This window comes from Actinoalloteichus hoggarensis, from assembly GCF_002234535.1.
GTDB classification, from domain to species: Bacteria; Actinomycetota; Actinomycetes; order Mycobacteriales; family Pseudonocardiaceae; genus Actinoalloteichus_A; species Actinoalloteichus_A hoggarensis.
The window spans coordinates 3902827-3917590 of sequence record NZ_CP022521.1; the positions used below are offsets into that span (position 1 = coordinate 3902827).

The 14764-nt window shown below is 70.6% G+C and carries 12 protein-coding genes; 2 read left to right on the forward strand and 10 right to left on the reverse strand.

The genetic code is table 11. The annotated features are described in order from the left end of the window. Positions 1 to 147: 147 nt before the first annotated feature. Both AHOG_RS16690 and AHOG_RS16695 read right to left on the reverse strand, forming a co-directional pair. Positions 148 to 1263, reverse strand: a complete 1116-nt coding sequence (locus AHOG_RS16690; protein ID WP_093942192.1) for a serine hydrolase domain-containing protein — start codon at positions 1261 to 1263, stop codon at positions 148 to 150. A gap of 400 nt (positions 1264 to 1663) precedes the next feature. Beyond that, positions 1664 to 2872 carry a serine hydrolase domain-containing protein gene (locus tag AHOG_RS16695; protein ID WP_184450936.1) on the reverse strand — a complete coding sequence of 403 codons (1209 nt, stop codon included), beginning with the start codon at positions 2870 to 2872 and terminating at the stop codon, positions 1664 to 1666. A 309-nt stretch (positions 2873 to 3181) separates the two neighbouring features. Here AHOG_RS16695 and AHOG_RS16700 point away from each other — a divergent pair, with 309 nt between their 5' ends. Further along, positions 3182 to 4690 carry an FAD-binding oxidoreductase gene (locus AHOG_RS16700; protein ID WP_093944520.1) on the forward strand — a complete coding sequence of 503 codons (1509 nt, stop codon included), beginning with the start codon at positions 3182 to 3184 and terminating at the stop codon, positions 4688 to 4690. Positions 4691 to 4755: 65 nt separating this feature from the next. Here the strand turns inward: AHOG_RS16700 and AHOG_RS16705 are convergent, their stop codons facing one another. The 5 genes from AHOG_RS16705 to AHOG_RS16730 all read right to left on the reverse strand — a co-directional run bounded on the left by AHOG_RS16705 (position 4756) and on the right by AHOG_RS16730 (position 10937). After that, entirely contained in the window at positions 4756 to 6033 is a 1278-nt protein-coding gene (locus AHOG_RS16705) for an acyltransferase family protein (RefSeq protein WP_093942193.1), read from the reverse strand. A 403-nt stretch (positions 6034 to 6436) separates the two neighbouring features. After that, positions 6437 to 7687, reverse strand: coding sequence for an RNA polymerase sigma factor (locus AHOG_RS16715; protein ID WP_093942195.1), 1251 nt, complete (start codon positions 7685 to 7687; stop codon positions 6437 to 6439). Beyond that, positions 7684 to 8058 (reverse strand): YciI family protein, encoded by a 375-nt coding sequence (locus AHOG_RS16720; protein ID WP_376700047.1) that lies wholly within the window; start codon positions 8056 to 8058, stop codon positions 7684 to 7686. Before AHOG_RS16720 ends, AHOG_RS16715 begins: the two co-directional genes overlap by 4 nt. 223 nt (positions 8059 to 8281) lie before the next feature. Continuing rightward, a complete protein-coding gene (locus AHOG_RS16725) occupies positions 8282 to 9445 on the reverse strand; it encodes an epoxide hydrolase family protein (protein WP_093942197.1) in 1164 nt (387 codons plus the stop codon). Between the two features lie 109 nt (positions 9446 to 9554). Continuing rightward, the gene (locus tag AHOG_RS16730) at positions 9555 to 10937 is read right to left on the reverse strand and encodes an FAD-dependent oxidoreductase (protein ID WP_093944521.1); all 1383 of its coding nucleotides are present in this window, start codon (positions 10935 to 10937) and stop codon (positions 9555 to 9557) included. A 437-nt stretch (positions 10938 to 11374) separates the two neighbouring features. Here AHOG_RS16730 and AHOG_RS16735 point away from each other — a divergent pair, with 437 nt between their 5' ends. Further along, on the forward strand, positions 11375 to 12178 hold the full coding sequence (locus AHOG_RS16735; RefSeq protein WP_093942198.1) for a TIGR03084 family metal-binding protein: 804 nt from the start codon (positions 11375 to 11377) through the stop codon (positions 12176 to 12178). Positions 12179 to 12838: 660 nt separating this feature from the next. Here AHOG_RS16735 and AHOG_RS16740 read toward each other — a convergent pair. The 3 genes from AHOG_RS16740 to AHOG_RS16750 all read right to left on the reverse strand — a co-directional run bounded on the left by AHOG_RS16740 (position 12839) and on the right by AHOG_RS16750 (position 14764). Further along, positions 12839 to 13261, reverse strand: coding sequence for an SgcJ/EcaC family oxidoreductase (locus AHOG_RS16740; RefSeq protein ID WP_093942199.1), 423 nt, complete (start codon positions 13259 to 13261; stop codon positions 12839 to 12841). 479 nt (positions 13262 to 13740) lie between these two features. Beyond that, positions 13741 to 14184 (reverse strand): flavin reductase family protein, encoded by a 444-nt coding sequence (locus AHOG_RS16745; RefSeq protein WP_093944522.1) that lies wholly within the window; start codon positions 14182 to 14184, stop codon positions 13741 to 13743. A 109-nt stretch (positions 14185 to 14293) separates the two neighbouring features. Further along, positions 14294 to 14764, reverse strand: a complete 471-nt coding sequence (locus AHOG_RS16750; protein WP_093942200.1) for an acyl-CoA thioesterase — start codon at positions 14762 to 14764, stop codon at positions 14294 to 14296.

A 14764-nucleotide genomic window follows, 5' to 3' on the forward strand; every position in this document is an offset into this window, starting at 1 on the left:
GGGGCCGCCCGAACGGGATCGGTCATCCGACACCCTCACATCGGCGGGCAGTCGACCGCACGACGCGCCCGCCCTCCCCGCATGCGTCCTGCCGCCGGTCCAGAGCGGGGCCGACCGTGCCGACACACGGCCGCCTCCCGCCGCGCGTCAGCCGCCGCCCGTGAGCTCCGCCACGATCGCGCCGATGCCGTCCACCGGGCTGGGCGCGAACGGGTCGAACCGGTTCTTGGTCAACGCGACCGTGACCCCGGTAGAGGAGTCCGCGTAAGCGGCGCTGCCGCCCATCCCGACCATGCCGAACACTCCGGGAGTCGCCTCGGAGGTCGTGCCGGGCCTGCCGACGTTGTAGCCGAGCGCCTTCGGGTAGGCGTGCCCCGTGACCTGGTCGACGTCGCGAGTCTGCACGGCGCTGATCTCCCGCAGTCGCGCGGGCGACACCAGCCGCACCCCGTCGACCTCCCCGAGCAGCGCGGCGTACATCCGGGCGACGGCCCGAGCCGTCATCGTGCCGCCTGCCGGGATGTCGGCGGTCAGCACGTCCCGGCGATTGCCGTAGGCGGCGGTGGGCATCACCGCGGTGGGCACCGCTGCGAACAACGGGAAGTCCGGCGGCATCGCGGCGAACATCGCGGCGCTGTCGGCCGCGTCCGTCAGCACCGCCAGCCGTTCGAGGTCGGACTCGGGGACGCCGAAGAAGAGTTCGTCGGCGATGCCCAGCGGTACGGTGATCTCCTCGCGTAGCACCGTGGAGATGGGGGTGCCGGTGGCCCGGCGGACCACTTCTCCGACGAGGTAGCCGTAGGTCTGCGCGTGGTATCCCGTCCTGGTCCCCGGCTCCCACCACGGTTCGGTGTCGGCGATCCGGGCGCAGGTGACGTCCCAGTCGCAGAGGTCCTCCGGAGTGGTCGCTTGTGGCAGCCCCGGCACTCCGGCCGAGTGCGTCAGCACATGCCGCAGGGTGGTTCGTTCCTTGCCATGAGCCGCGAACTCCGGCCACAATCGCGCGATCGGTTCGTCATAGTCGAGCACGCCACGATCGACGAGCACATGCACGACGGTGGACGTCACGCCCTTGCCGGTGGAGAAGCTGTTGAACGGGGTGCTGGACAGCACCGGCCGACCGGTCGCCGGATCGGATACCCCGGCGACCGCGTCGACGATCAGTTCGCCATGTCGATACGCCGCCACCTGGACGCCGATCTCCGTTCCGGAGTCCACCAGCCGATCGATCGCCTCCTGGACCAGCTTCTGCACGTCGTTCATGGTCGATCACCTCGTCCGCATCGTCTTCCGGCGCATCCGGCGCCCTGTGCAGAAGAGGTCGGAACAGGCCTCGCCGACTCGACAGCCGACATCGCGACGTCCGGCAGGGTCGGTGCCGCCGTGCGGCCGTCTCGGCGGGCCCGTCCGGCACCGCGGGAGCGGGCTCATGTGGTGGGGAACAGGCGCTAGCCGTAGCAGCACACCACGTCCTGCCAGGACTTATCCGGCCGTCGACCGTGCCGCGGCCCCGGTGTCGAGCCGGATGGTCCGGCCGTCGCGACCACATCGTGACCGCACGAGACGCCTTCGAGACCGGCCGGGTCCAGCCAGCCGATTTCGCTCGTCCGGGTGACAGGTCGGCCTGAGTTCCGTCCTGCCCGGCGGAGCGTCCACCCGCTGCTCAGTCGTCGATCGCCTGATACACCGACGTCCAGAAGTCGACATAGAGCCCCGTGCTCGACGGCGGTGCGAGGCGTTGAGCCATCAGGATCGCCACCATGTCCTCGGCCGGATCGCAGTACCAGGAGGTCGTGAAGCCGCCGTCCCATCCGAACCGCCCCGGAGTCGCGGCGAGGATGTCCCGATTGGTGACCACGGACAACCCGAAGCCCCATCCTCGGTTGTCCCAGTAGCCGGGGAAGAACCCCGACCGTGCCTTCTGCTCGGGCGTGAGCTGGTCTGTCGTCATCATCTCCACGGAGGCTCTGGAGAGGATGCGCTCACCCTCGCAGGCTCCCTTGTTCAGCAGCATCCGACCGAAGGCCAGGTAGTCGTCCGCCGTGGAGACGAGCCCGGCCGCACCGTCATGGAACACCGGCGGGTTCGCGTGCTGTCCACCGGCCGCCTCGTCATAGACCTCCAGCGTCCCGGTGGCATAGTCGACCCAGTAGCTCGTCGAGAGCCGGTCCATCTTCGCGGGCGGCACGCTGAAACCGGTGTCGTGCATGCCGAGCGGCTCGAAGATCCGCTCACGCAGGAACCGGTCCAACGACTGACCGGACGCTCGCTCGATGAGGACGCCGAGCACCTGAGCCCCGGTGTGGTACATCCATTTCTCGCCGGGCTGATGAAGCAGCGGAAGCGTGGCGAACGTGCTGATCCACTCGTCGGAGGTGTAGGGCGACGGCGGCTTGGGCTTGCCGAGGGCGAGTTGGAGGGCGTCCTGCGCCGCATGGATCGGATAGCCGTCCTTGGGTTCGAGGATGAGCCCGTATCCCAGCCGGAAGGTCAGCACGTCGCGGACGGTGATCGGCCGCTCGGCGGGGACGGTGTCGTCGACGGGGCCGTCGATGCGCCGCAGAACCCGACGGTCGGCCAACTCGGGCAGCAGCCCGGTCACCGGCTCGTCCAACCGCAGCCTGCACTCCTCGACGAGGATCATCGCCGCCGCCGCGGTGATCGGCTTCGTCATCGACGTGACGCGGAAAATGGTGTCGCGTCGCATCGGCTCCGGACTGTCGAACGCCTGCGTGCCGAGCACGTCGACGTGGGTCTCTCCTCGCCGGTTCACCAGGGTGACGATGCCCGGCACTTCGTTCTTCTCGACATAACCGGCCATGACGTCGTGCATTCGGCCGAGCCGCGCCTTGGACAAGCCCGCACTGATCATGATCTCGTCTCACTCCGTTTCGTCCCGGTCGCTCCGATGCCCGCGGGCCGCCTGTCTCGTATGGATTCGGTGGTCTGCCGCCGAGAACTCCTGCCCCATCGGCGACTATGGCACTCCGCGCCAGACCACACTCCTTCGATATTGCGGTACCGATTTCCTCCGCCGCGCCGGAGAAATGGTCGACGTCCGTTCGACGTGCACGATGTCGACCGCGACCACGCACCCGAGATCGCATTCGGAGAGAAGCATCGAGGAACGGCCCCGTGCGACGGTCTGGCCACCAGCTCCGGCCCTCGTGGAGGTATCACCATGTCCGAGAACGGTGCCGTGATCGTCACGCCCCAGGACCCCCGCTACGCCCGTCTGGCGGAGTGTTACAACCATCGTTTCGTCGGCAGACCGGACGAGATACGTCTCGTCGCGACGACAGCCCAGGTCGTCGACGCGCTCGCCGAGGCGGTGGCGACCGGACGGCGGCCCGCCGTGCGCAGCGGCGGGCACTGCTTCGAGGACTTCACCGCCGCGGGCGACGTCCGGATGCTCCTGGACCTCTCCCCCATGGCGGCGGTACGACACGATCCGGAACGTCGGGCCTTCATGATCGAGGCCGGCGCCACGCTGGGGCAGGTGTATCAGGTCCTGCACGACGGCTGGGGCGTCACCATCCCGGCCGGCACCTGCTTCGAGGTCGGGGTCGGCGGGCACATCACCGGTGGCGGGTACGGACACCTCTCCCGCCGGGACGGCCTGGTGGTCGACCACCTGTACGCGATCGAGATCGTCGTCGTCGACGCTGCCGGGCGGCCGGAGGTGATCGTGGCGACGCGCGACCCCGAGGACCCCCACCGCGCCCTGTGGTGGGCGCACACCGGCGGCGGCGGCGGCAACTTCGGTGTCGTGACGCGCTTCTGGCTGCGCTCCCCCGGCGTCGAGTCCGACGATCCCGCCGATCTACTGCCCCGCGCGCCGCGCGCCGTACGCAGGCGCTTCGTCCAGTGGTCCTGGGACACGATGACCGAAGAACGGTTCGCCCGGCTCGTCGACGGCTACTGCTCCTGGCTGGCCGCCCACAGCGCGCCGGACTCGCCGTACCGGCACCTGTGGAGCAATCTCATCATCACCCATCGATCGTCGGAGACGTTCGGCATCACCTCGGTGATCGACGCCGACGTGCCCGAGGCGGCCCGGCTGTTGAGCGACCACCTCGCCTCGATGACCGAGGCGGTCGACGTCGACCCCGTCGTCGACACCGAGGACGTCGCGGCGTGGATGAGCGAGTGGATGCCCTCCTATAGCTGGCCGAGCGATCCGCGGGGCCGATACAAGCACAAGGCCGCCTATCTTCGACGTCCGTACTCGCGCGGACAGCTCACGGCGATCTACGACGCCCTCACCGACCCTGAGTACCACAATCCGGCGGCGTGCCTGGTGCTCACCGCCTTCGGCGGCCGGGTGAACTCGGTGGCACGCGACGCGACCGCGATCCCGCAACGCGACTCGATCCTCAAGGCCTCCTATAGCGCCGGGGCGTGGTTCGACGCGGCGGAGGATGACGTCCACATCGCCTGGGTGCGCAGGTACTACCGGAGCGTCTACGCCGAGAGCGGCGGCGTCCCGGTTCCCGACGATCGATCCGACGGCTCCTACATCAGCTATCCGGACGCCGATCTGGCCGATCCCGAGTGGAACACCTCGGGAGTCCCCTGGCACGTCCTCTATTACAAGGACAACTATCACCGTCTCGCGCGGGTCAAGGCGAGGTACGACCCCCGTGACGTATTCCGTCACGCTCTCTCGGTGCGGCCGGCGTCGGACTGAGCCCCGGCCGGGTCGCCGTGAACCGGCGTGCGCACCTCGCCGTCCGGGACCGGCGCCCTGGCCGGTCACCCCTCCGCACGACTCGGCGGGGCCGGGTCGGCTCGTCGTCGACCACGCAGCCGCAGTGCGGGACGTTCGACGGCGTGCAGGCTGATCAACGACACCACGATGCTGCCGGCGAGCACGAAGGCGAGCAGTTCCCAGAAGCCGACCTGGCCGCGGAACATCTGTGACGGCACCGGAACGTTGCCGAAGGCGCTTCCGTTGGCGAACCACAGGTGGATGAACAGCACGTGCCACAGATACATGCCGTACGAGATGCGGCCGAGGAACAGCACCACCCGGTTGCCGAGGACGGCCGTCATCAGTCGTGATCGCGCGGCGGGCACCGTCAACGGCAGGATGATCAGCACGGCGAACGCCAGCAGCAGGACGTTCTCCACCAACTCCTGAGTCATGCCGCCCCACGTCCCGTCCCCGGGCTGGCCGAAGGGCTTGGGAACGTTGGCCGCGAAGACGAACAGCGCGATCAGCCAGGTCAGGTTCGGCATCCTGATGATCAGACGGTGCAGCGCGGGCGGCCTGGACGTCGCCTCGGACTGCACCGACAAGATCGCCAGGGCCATTCCGGCGGCGAAGAACCCGGTGAAGCCGAACGGCCAGAAGGAGAAGTACCACACCGAGTCCGCCATCACCGGAAGATGACAGAACGCGATCCAGGCGAAGCCGATCACCACGAGTGCCGCCAAGGGCGTCAGCATCCGTCGTGCCCGCCGTGCCGGGTCCGCGACGCCACGTGCGTGACGATGGATCGCCCAGGCGAACACCGGCAGCAGCAGATAGAAGAACATCTCCGTCGGGACGGTCCAGGTGGGTTCCATCCCGGTGAGCCACTGCGTGGAGTCCGGTGTCAGCAGGAAGTGCAACAGGAGGAACGGCTTGAGCACGTCCCAGGCGTCGTCGATGCCGCTGAGGTTCAACGTCGACAGGGCCACGATCGTCAGGACCCAGTACGCGGGCAGGATACGGAGCACTCGGCCGACGAAGAAGGATCTGAGGTCCGGGCGGGGTGTCTCAAGGATGGTCGTTCGGGCGAAGCCTCGGTACAGCAGGAACCCGGACAACACGAAGAACGGCGGCAGGCAGACCGTCAGGCCCTCCGTGATGAATCCCCAGATGCCGTAACCCGCGTCGCCGATGTGGTTGGCCACGCCGGCCTGGAAGGCGACGTGGAAGACGATCACGCCGAGGGCGCACACGCCGCGCAGGCCGTCGAGAAGCGGTTCCCGTCTTCGGTGCGTGGTGCCACTCGTCGTGTCGATAGCGCCGTCCGTCGCGGTCATGGCTGCCCCCTCGGTGCGTGTCAGACGAGGACAGCTTCGACCTCACCTGGTCGCCGGCACATCTCCGGGAATGCGGCATCCGAGGTGTCCCGCACGACGGGGGAAGCACGATCTGCGGTGGTCGTCGTCGACATGTCGACCTTGACCCGTCCCGTGAGTCGCCGTACTGCCGAGGCCGCCCGCGCCGGGTCCCGACGACAAGACGATCACCGCTTCGACGTCGGCGCGGCGACGCACCGGCTGGAGAACGGCCGGCCCGCGCCGGCACACCGGCTGCCGCCCGCCGGGCGCCGCTTCGACGTCACCCGGCTTTCGCGCCCGACGCGGTGCCCGCGGTGGTCGGCGAGGGCGAAGTCCGACGGAGCACCGCGGACCTCCGAGCCGCCGGTGTGGACTCGCGAGGTCATCCGTCCGCGTCGCCGAGCCGTTCGGCACGGCCCTTGAGATAGCGCTGCTCCGGTGCGCTGGTGGTCAGCTTCGCCGCACGCAGGTAGGCATCTCGGGCTGCGACTCGATCGCCCGCGGTCTCCAACAGGTGGGCACGCACGGCGGCCAGGCGATGGTGCCCTGCGATCCGGTCGTCGGCGTCCAGCGTCGCCAGGAGGGCCAACCCGCTGCGCGGTCCCTCGACCATCGCCAGCGCCACCGCGTGGTTCAACGTCACCATGGGGTTGGGCGACACGCCTTCCAGCAGCTGGTACAGCGCGACGATCTGCGGCCAGTCGGTGTCCTCCGCCTGCTCGGCCTCGGCATGCACGGCGGCGATGGCGGCCTGGAGTTTGTAGGGCCCGAGCGGTGGACGTGCCAGCGTCTCCGTGATCAACTCGACACCCTCTTTGATCGCGATCGCGTCCCAGAGCCGCCTGTCCTGTTCGGCAAGGGGGACCAGGGCGCCGTCCGCTCTGGTACGGGCGGGCCGCCGTGAGTCCGTGAGCAGCATGAGCGCCAGCAGCCCCGCCACCTCGCCCTCCTCGGGCAGCAGTTCACGAACCGCCCTGGTCAGTCGGATCGCCTCCCGCGTCAGCTCGATCCGGTGCAGGTCGGGGCCGGACGTCGCCGTGTATCCCTCGTTGAAGATCAGGTACAGCACGTGCAGCACCACTCGCAGCCTGCTCGCCCGCTCCGCTTCGGGCGGCATCCGGAACGGCGTCGCCGACTTCTTGATCCGCTGTTTCGCCCGGCTGATGCGCTGTGCCATCGTCGCCTCGGGGACCAGGAACGCACTGGCGATCTGCGCCGTGGTCAGGCCGCCGACGGCGCGGAGAGTGAGCGCGACCTGCGACGTCGGCGTCAACTCGGGATGGCAGCACAGGAAGAGCAACGCCAGCGTGTCGTCGTGGTCCGCGGCCTGATCATGATCCGGACCCGGCGCGACGGTCGCATCGGCGGGGACCATCGCGGCGGCGGCGGCCTCGCGTCGACGGCGGGCCTGTTCGCTGCGCCACTGATCGGTGAGCCTGCGGGACGCCACCGTGATCAGCCAGGCCAACGGCTTCGTCGGCGTTCCCTGCTGGGGCCATGTCAGAGCGGCGTCCAATAACGCCTCCTGCACGGCGTCCTCGCAGGCGTCGAACTGACCATGCCGGCGAATCAGTGTGCTGAGCACCTGCGGCGTCAGCCTCCGCAGCAGGTCTTCCACGCGGTCGTCGCTCACCCCTCCAGCCCGGCGGCGAACACGACCGGCCGTACCTCCATGGCGTTGACCTCGGCGTCGGGAACCAGCCCGGCCAGTTCGCGGGCCCGGTTCATGTCGGCGCACTCGACGAGGTAATAACCCGCCAGGTACTCCTTCGCCTCCACGTACGGGCCGTCCGTCGCGGTCATCTCACCCGCACGGACCCGCACGACCGCACTCGCACTCGGCCCGTCGAGCGCGACCGTGCTGATCATCTCTCCCGACTCGGTGATCGTCTTCTGAAAGGTCTGATGGCCCGCCCGAACCTCGGCCTGCCGTTCCGCCGTGAGCGAGCCCCAGATCTCGGGATTGAGATAGATCAACAGCAGGTACTTCACGTCTGTCCTCACGGGTCGCGGCACCGAGCGGGACGGACGGGCCCGGCCGTCCCGGCCACCGACGCCGTCCCGCGGAACGGCTCCGGCGGCGCGCACCCGACCGTTCCTGCGGTGGAGATGCTACCCGAGGAGGCCGACGCAACGAGGACACACGGTGACCCGCGGAACACTCGTCGCAGCGTGCGGCCGGCGGTCGGCGGGCGGTGCGCGTCGCGGCCGTCGCGACGGGATCGCATCACCGAGTCGCGATCCTGCGCGCGAAGTCCCGCAGGTCACGGACGAACAGCTCCGGCTGTTCCAGGGCCGCGAAGTGTCCGCCCCGGTCGAATTCGGTCCAGTGCACCAGATTCGGAATGATCCGTTCGGCGAAGGCACGGATCGGCAGTACCACGTCCGAGGGGAACACCGCCACCCCCACCGGTGCGGCGACCGCCCACGGTCCGCCCCAGGTCCGGACGAAATCGACGTCGAGCCTGCTGGACTCGTAGTAGAGCTGCGCGCTCGACCCGGCGGTGGCGGTGAACCAGTAGATCGAGGCGATGGTGAGCATCGCATCGCGGTCGACGGCGTCCGACGGCGTCGTGGTGGCCGCAGACCACTCCTGGAACTTCTCGACGATCCAGGCGAGCTGCCCGACCGGCGAGTCGGTGAGTCCATAGGCGAGGGTCTGCGGTCGCGTCGACTGGAGCTTGCGCCAGCCCGAGCCGTCCTGCTCGAAGTACGCGGCGGCGGCCAGTCGAGCGCGATCGACCTCGCCGAGGCCGTCCACGGCGTCGGGATCGGCAGGCGGGAAGGTCACCAGCATGTTCAGGTGTACCCCCAGGACCTGCTCGGGCGCCGCGGCGGCCAGTTCCAGCGAGATGGGCATCCCCCAGTCCCCGCCCTGCGCCAGATACCGGTCGTATCCGAGACGACGCATCAGCTCCGCCCAGGTGCGGCCCACCCGACGGGTGTCCCAGCCACGCTCGGTGGTCGGGCCGCTCAATCCATAGCCGGGGATCGACGGGATCACCAGATGAAAGGCGTCGGCGGGGTCGCCGCCGTGCGCGGCCGGATCGCTCAGCGGCCCGGCGACGTCCAGGAACTCGGCGACCGAGCCCGGCCACCCGTGCGTCAGGATCAACGGTGTCGCATCCGCCTCCGGTGATCGCACGTGCAGGAAGTGCACGGTCGTGCCGTCGATCTCCGTTCGGAACTGCGGGTGCCGATTCAGCCGTCGCTCGGCCGCCCGCCAGTCGAACTCCGTGCGCCAGTACTCCGCGAGTTCGCGGAGCTGGTCGAGCGGCACGCCGCGGTCCCAGCCGACGCCGGGCAGTTCGACGGGCCAGCGCGTCATGGCGAGTCTGCGTCGCAGATCGTCCAGCTCCGACTGTGGGACGTCGATGTGGAAGGGAAGCATTCGTAGTCCTCTCGAAGACGGCCGGCGGTGCGGCGAGCCGGCGGGGCGGACGAGGCCGTTGTCGCGGACCGTCCGGACGGATCGACCGCGGCCGCCTGTGTGGACGGCGTCATGGTTCTCGACGGGCCGCGTCGAGGGGTCTGGGCGTCGATTTCTCCGCGGTGCCGCGCCGTGGTCCGCGCAGCACTCGGATGAGGTTGCGAGGTCGCATCAGCGCGGCGGGCTCGTCGATCAGGCCCGCGACGCGGAAGAAGGCGGTGGAGAGGGCGGAGTCTCCTACTGCGGCGGCCCGCAACCGTGTGACGTAGGAGTTGACGAACCGCGTCTTCGCCGTGCGTCGGCCCTCGACCCCGGCGTAGCCGAGATCCGCGACGGCGGCGAAGTCCCAAGGCGAGTCGATCACTTGGGAGGCATCGCGGAAGAAGTCCAGGGGTCGCGGCTCTCGGCCCTCCGCGAGGTGACGCCGCAGGACGAGCGCCTGGAGTGCGGCCACCGTCATGCCCTGTGCGTAGACCGGATTGAAGCTGCACACGGCGTCGCCGAGGACGACGAATCCGTCGGGAGCGCTCGGCAGCAGATCGAAGCGGCGACGAACACTTGCCGGAAAGCGGAACCGCACCGGATCATCGATCGGCTCGGCCCTGCGCACCGCCTCGTAGATCTCCGGCACGGGCAGCGACTTGACGTAGGCCAGGAAGCCGTCGGGGTCGGTCGGCGCGTGGTCGCCGAGGATTCCGGTGAGCGAGAGCTCCAGACGGCCGTCATCGCCGGGCAACCGGTAGAAGAACGCGCCTCTCGGATGCGCGGGAGTAGCGGCCGGGATGATCGCCTGGTCTGTGCCGAACGGGTCGACGTCGATCCGATAATGACGTGTCGTGTAGGAGAGGTCGATCTTGATCCGCTCCTGGCTGGGACGCGGGTAGCCCAGCTCGGCGAGCCATCCTTCCGCCCGACCACCGCGGCCGGTGCAGGCGACCACCAGATCGGCGGACAGGACCTCCGCGGTGCCCGCGTCGATGCGCTGGACGCGCGCGCCGGTGACCCGCCGCCGGTCGGCGTCGTAGGCGAGTCCCAGAACCTCGGTGCGGTCCACGAAGGTCACCTCCGGGATGGCGCGGACCCGCTCGCGCACGTGGTGTTCCAGGACCGGACGTGTCGCGGGGACGGCGACGAGTCCCGAGTGGGCGGGTGCCAGGCGCAGTCCCTCGAAATACCAGCGGATGTCGCCGCTGAAGTCGCCGGGGCGCACACCGGCCTCGCCCAGTTCCTGAGTGAGGCCCGGAAACTGCGCCTCCAGGATCTGCTGTCCTCGGGCGACGAGGCCGTGGGCGTGCCTGCCATGCGGCACGCCACGCCGGTATCCGCTGCCGCCCAGTTCGTCGCGGTCCACCACGAGCACCTCGGCGTAGCTCTCGGCGAGCACTCGGGCGACGAGCAGCCCCGCCATGCTGCCGCCCAGCACCACCGCCCGCTGTCCGACGTGACTGCCCATCGTGATCATCTCCCCATCCGGTGTGTCGATCCGACGTCGGCGGTGGTCGCGGGAGCCCGTGTCTCGCGCCGAGTGCACTCGGACCTGCCTCGCGTCTCCTCGCCTCAGCGCGGCGCTGTCGCCCCACCGCGATCGCGTCCCGCTCGGGGAGGCCGTTCGGCGGCTCGTCAAGTCCGTCGATTCGCATCGTGCGGGCCCAGGAGTCCGCCCGGCACCTTCCCGATTGCGGTGCCGTGCCTCGGCGACGGACCGCGACGGAGGAGGGCACGTCGGGAGGGGACACCCCGCGCGGTCGCCGGGCAGGCTCGGCACGACGGCGGCGGCGGGCGTGACGTGGTGCCGCCGTCGCCGCCGATCGGCTCGGCGCGTGAGGCGTCGGGCGATCCGGACCGTCGCGCATCGGCGATGCGTCGCATTCGAGATGAGAGGACACGAGCATGGCCCAGCTTCAGGACGTCATCTCCGCGTTGAAGGCGGAGGGCGACGCCGTCGATCGCCTGGTGGCCGGTCTCGCCGAGGCCGACTGGGATCGGCCCACCCCCGCGCCGGGCTGGACGATCGCGCATCAGATCGCCCACCTGACCGCGACGTTTCGGATGGCGGCGGCGGCCGCCGCCGAACCCGCCCTCTTCACCCGGATGACGTCGACCGTGCAGGGCGACTTCGACGCCGCGGTCGACTCGGCGCTCGCGCCGTTCCTCGCCCTGCCCCGACCAGAGCTGCTCGCGAGCTGGCGCGAGCAGCGCACCGCCGCCGAAGACGCCCTCGCGGCCGTGCCACCGGATCAGACGGTGCCGTGGCTGGTGAACCCGTTGCCTCCTGCCGTACTGGCCTCGGCGGGGATGATGGAGCTGTTCGGGCACGGCCAGGACATCGCCGACACTCTCGGCATTCGCCGCGAGCACACCGATCGGATCCGACCGCTCGTCGTCTTCGGTGCCCGCACCAGGGACTTCGGGTATCTCGCCAGGGGGCTCCAGCCGCCATCGGAGGAGTTCCGCTTCGAGCTGACCGCACCCTCCGGCGAACGGTGGTCGCTCGGGGACGCCGCCGCGTCGCAACAGGTCAGCGGACCCGCCGTGGACTTCTGTCTGCTCGTCACCCGCCGCAGGCACCGTGACGACCTGGCGCTGGTGGCACAGGGAGACGAAGCCCGGCGCTGGCTGGACATCGCGCAGGCCTACCGCGGACCCGCGGGAGCGGGCCGTGTCCCCGGGCAGTTCGCCGCCATGCCGCGCTGAGGCCCCCGCCGCGCTGCCGATCGAACGCCCCGCGGGCCGGTCCGATCCTCGACCGGCCTGCGGGGCGCCGCGCTGCTCGGGGAGTCGACACGCGCCACCCGCACGACGTCGCCGTCGGGCTGCTGCCCTGCGCGGCGGTGGCCGTGGCGATCCTGCTCGCCGGGACAGGCCGGGAGCGTGACGACCGGGACGGGTGACGCGGAAGCGAGCTCCCAGGCCCCCCGCACCGGCGGCGGGCGTCCCTCAGGCTCCGGCATGGCGATCGGGCTCGGTGGGGCGGTCCGGCACACACGCGAAGTCGGCATCGCTCCCGTGCCGTCCGCACCGCGGCCCGCGACGGCCTCGGTGAACGGTGAGCGGGCCCGACACGGGCGTTCGGCGTCGCCGACACGGAACCCGGCCCCTCGGCAGCGGCGGCTCCATACCGGAGAGGGGCATGCCATGCCCGACGCTCGGCCGGCCCGGCGAGGCCCGGCGCCTCGTCGGCGGACGGCCGCGCCGGGCGCAGTCGGACGCGTCGAGCGTCGGGCCGCCGACACGGCCGTCGCCGATGGAGCCGCACGCGCGGAACGGCCGCTCAGGCCGCCCGACCGAGCGTCGCCGACTCGGCCCCGTCGTCCCCCTCGGTCGACGCGGCCGGGTGCGGCGTCGCCACCACGCTCACGGCGCGACGGCGGGGGTGTTCTGGTACGCCGTGAGGAGCCATCGGCCGTCGTCCTGCTTCACGAGCAGCCAGGAGGCGTGGACGGCGCGTTCCGGCGCGACCTCGGCCTCGCCGGGGGCCCGGACCCCGCCTCGGGTGAGCAGCTGGCAGACCGCGGCGCCGAGGAACTTCACGGCGACGGGCTCCCCGAAGACCCGGGTCCCCTGATAGGGCCCGGCGAAGGCGGCGTTCATGTACGCGCCGATCTCCTCCCGGCCTCGGAGCAGCACGTCGCCCGGCAGGATCAGGGTGCCGTCCTCGGTGAAGACGTCGGCGAAGGCCTGGCCGTCGTGCGCGGCCCAGGCGTCCATGATGCGCTGCGGGAGCAGGCGCACCGCCGCCGTGTCGTCGTCCACAGTGGTGGAATCAGTCGTGGTCATACCGGAGTCCTTTCGAACACGGGGTCCAGTCGGAGTCGACCGGCTCGCGCACCACACCGGCACGCGCTTTCATCGTGATCGGGCGCCAGGGGCATCGCACCTTCCTGATTGCCCCACCGCCGGACGCGACCGCGCACGTCGGCGGGGCCGTCCGGCGGGGCGAGCCCAGACCTGGCCGCGGGCGCTGCCGTTGAGGGGGCGACGGGGCGACGGTGGAGCGCACCGGATCCAGCCGGGCAGCAGGCACGCCGGTCGGGGCGAGGAGGCGATCTGTCGGCGGGCGGGCGCAGGCAGGCATGTGCCGCGTCCGTGCCGCCGGCAGGCCGTCCGCACCCGATGTGTCACCGTCCGACGGACGGGTTCCCGTCGACCGGTCTCCGCTGCCTGAGCAGGAACCCGTGGCGGCGAGAACGTCGGAACGGCGCAGCCCGTCCCGGCAGGCACGAGAGCACCCGCCGCTCGTTCGCCACGACACCGCCTCAGCGGTAGCCGCCGCCGAAGAACAGCAGTCCGCCGTCCCCCGAACCCCGGGTGGCGGCCAGCACGGCACCCACGAAGATCGAGTGGTCACCGCCGGGAAACGACTCCGTCAGCTCGCACTCCAACCAGGCGAGCGCGCCGGCCAGCAGCGGCGCGCCGGTGCGGGGGCCCGGCAGCCAGTCGACGGCGTCGAACTGGGCGAGCCCGCGCGGTCTGCGTTTGTCGGCGAAGTACCGCGCGGTGTCCTCCTGTGTCGAGGCCAGGATCGAGACGCCGAAACTCCCCGCGGCGGTGATGGCGCCGTGCATCGTCGCGTCGCGTGCCACACAGCACAAGGCCAGCGGCGGGCGCAGGGACACCGAGCTGACGGCGTTGGCCGTCATCCCGTGGACGTGGTCCCCGCCCACCGTGAGGACCACGACCCCGGTGGCGAACCAGGACATCGCCTCCCGCAGCTCCGCGGCCGAGACGACGCGACGGGCGTCCCGGCCCGGCGTCGGCGACGCGGTGGCGGGCCACGCCAGCCCGGCCGTGCGGCTGTCGTCGACCACGTCAGCCTCCCGCCCGAGACACGGCGGCGGGAAGGGGACGCGGCCCCGGCGGCGTGTACTCCACCAGCGCCGCACGGAGTTCGCTCGGCACCCTGGCGGGCGCCGTGGCCGCGTTCGGCCCCCGCATGCAGGCGATGCGCTGACGACCCCGCGCCACCAGATGCTCCTGCCCGTCCGCCAGGTGCACGTAGTCGAACACGAACTGGATCTGGGTCTGGGTCAGCTCCTCCAGCCGCATGCGCACCGCCAGCTCGTCGAAGGCGGTGATCTCGGCGAAGAACTCGCACTCCGCCTTGAGCGTGAACAGCTTGAGGTCGCCTTGGAGCTCGGCCAGCACCCCCGGCGCCTTCTCCATGAGGAACAACTCGCGGCAACGGCCCTGCCAGCGCAGATAGTTCACGTAGTAGACGTTGCCGACCAGGTTGGTCTCCTCGAAGCCCACGACGTGACGGATCTCGTAGTACCCGGCCAT

Bases quoted from the DNA above. Each gene is read 5' to 3' on its own strand.
- AHOG_RS16690 (WP_093942192.1), bottom strand. From the start codon at position 1,263: ATGAACGACGTGCAGAAGCTGGTCCAGGAGGCGATCGATCGGCTGGTG.
- AHOG_RS16750 (WP_093942200.1), bottom strand. From the start codon at position 14,764: ATGGCCGGGTACTACGAGATCCGTCACGTCGTGGGCTTCGAGGAGACC.
- AHOG_RS16740 (WP_093942199.1), bottom strand. From the start codon at position 13,261: ATGACCACGACTGATTCCACCACTGTGGACGACGACACGGCGGCGGTG.
- AHOG_RS16735 (WP_093942198.1), top strand. From the start codon at position 11,375: ATGGCCCAGCTTCAGGACGTCATCTCCGCGTTGAAGGCGGAGGGCGAC.
- AHOG_RS16705 (WP_093942193.1), bottom strand. From the start codon at position 6,033: ATGACCGCGACGGACGGCGCTATCGACACGACGAGTGGCACCACGCAC.
- AHOG_RS16695 (WP_184450936.1), bottom strand. From the start codon at position 2,872: ATGATCAGTGCGGGCTTGTCCAAGGCGCGGCTCGGCCGAATGCACGAC.
- AHOG_RS16725 (WP_093942197.1), bottom strand. From the start codon at position 9,445: ATGCTTCCCTTCCACATCGACGTCCCACAGTCGGAGCTGGACGATCTG.
- AHOG_RS16730 (WP_093944521.1), bottom strand. From the start codon at position 10,937: ATGGGCAGTCACGTCGGACAGCGGGCGGTGGTGCTGGGCGGCAGCATG.
- AHOG_RS16745 (WP_093944522.1), bottom strand. From the start codon at position 14,184: ATGTCCTGGTTCGCCACCGGGGTCGTGGTCCTCACGGTGGGCGGGGAC.
- AHOG_RS16700 (WP_093944520.1), top strand. From the start codon at position 3,182: ATGTCCGAGAACGGTGCCGTGATCGTCACGCCCCAGGACCCCCGCTAC.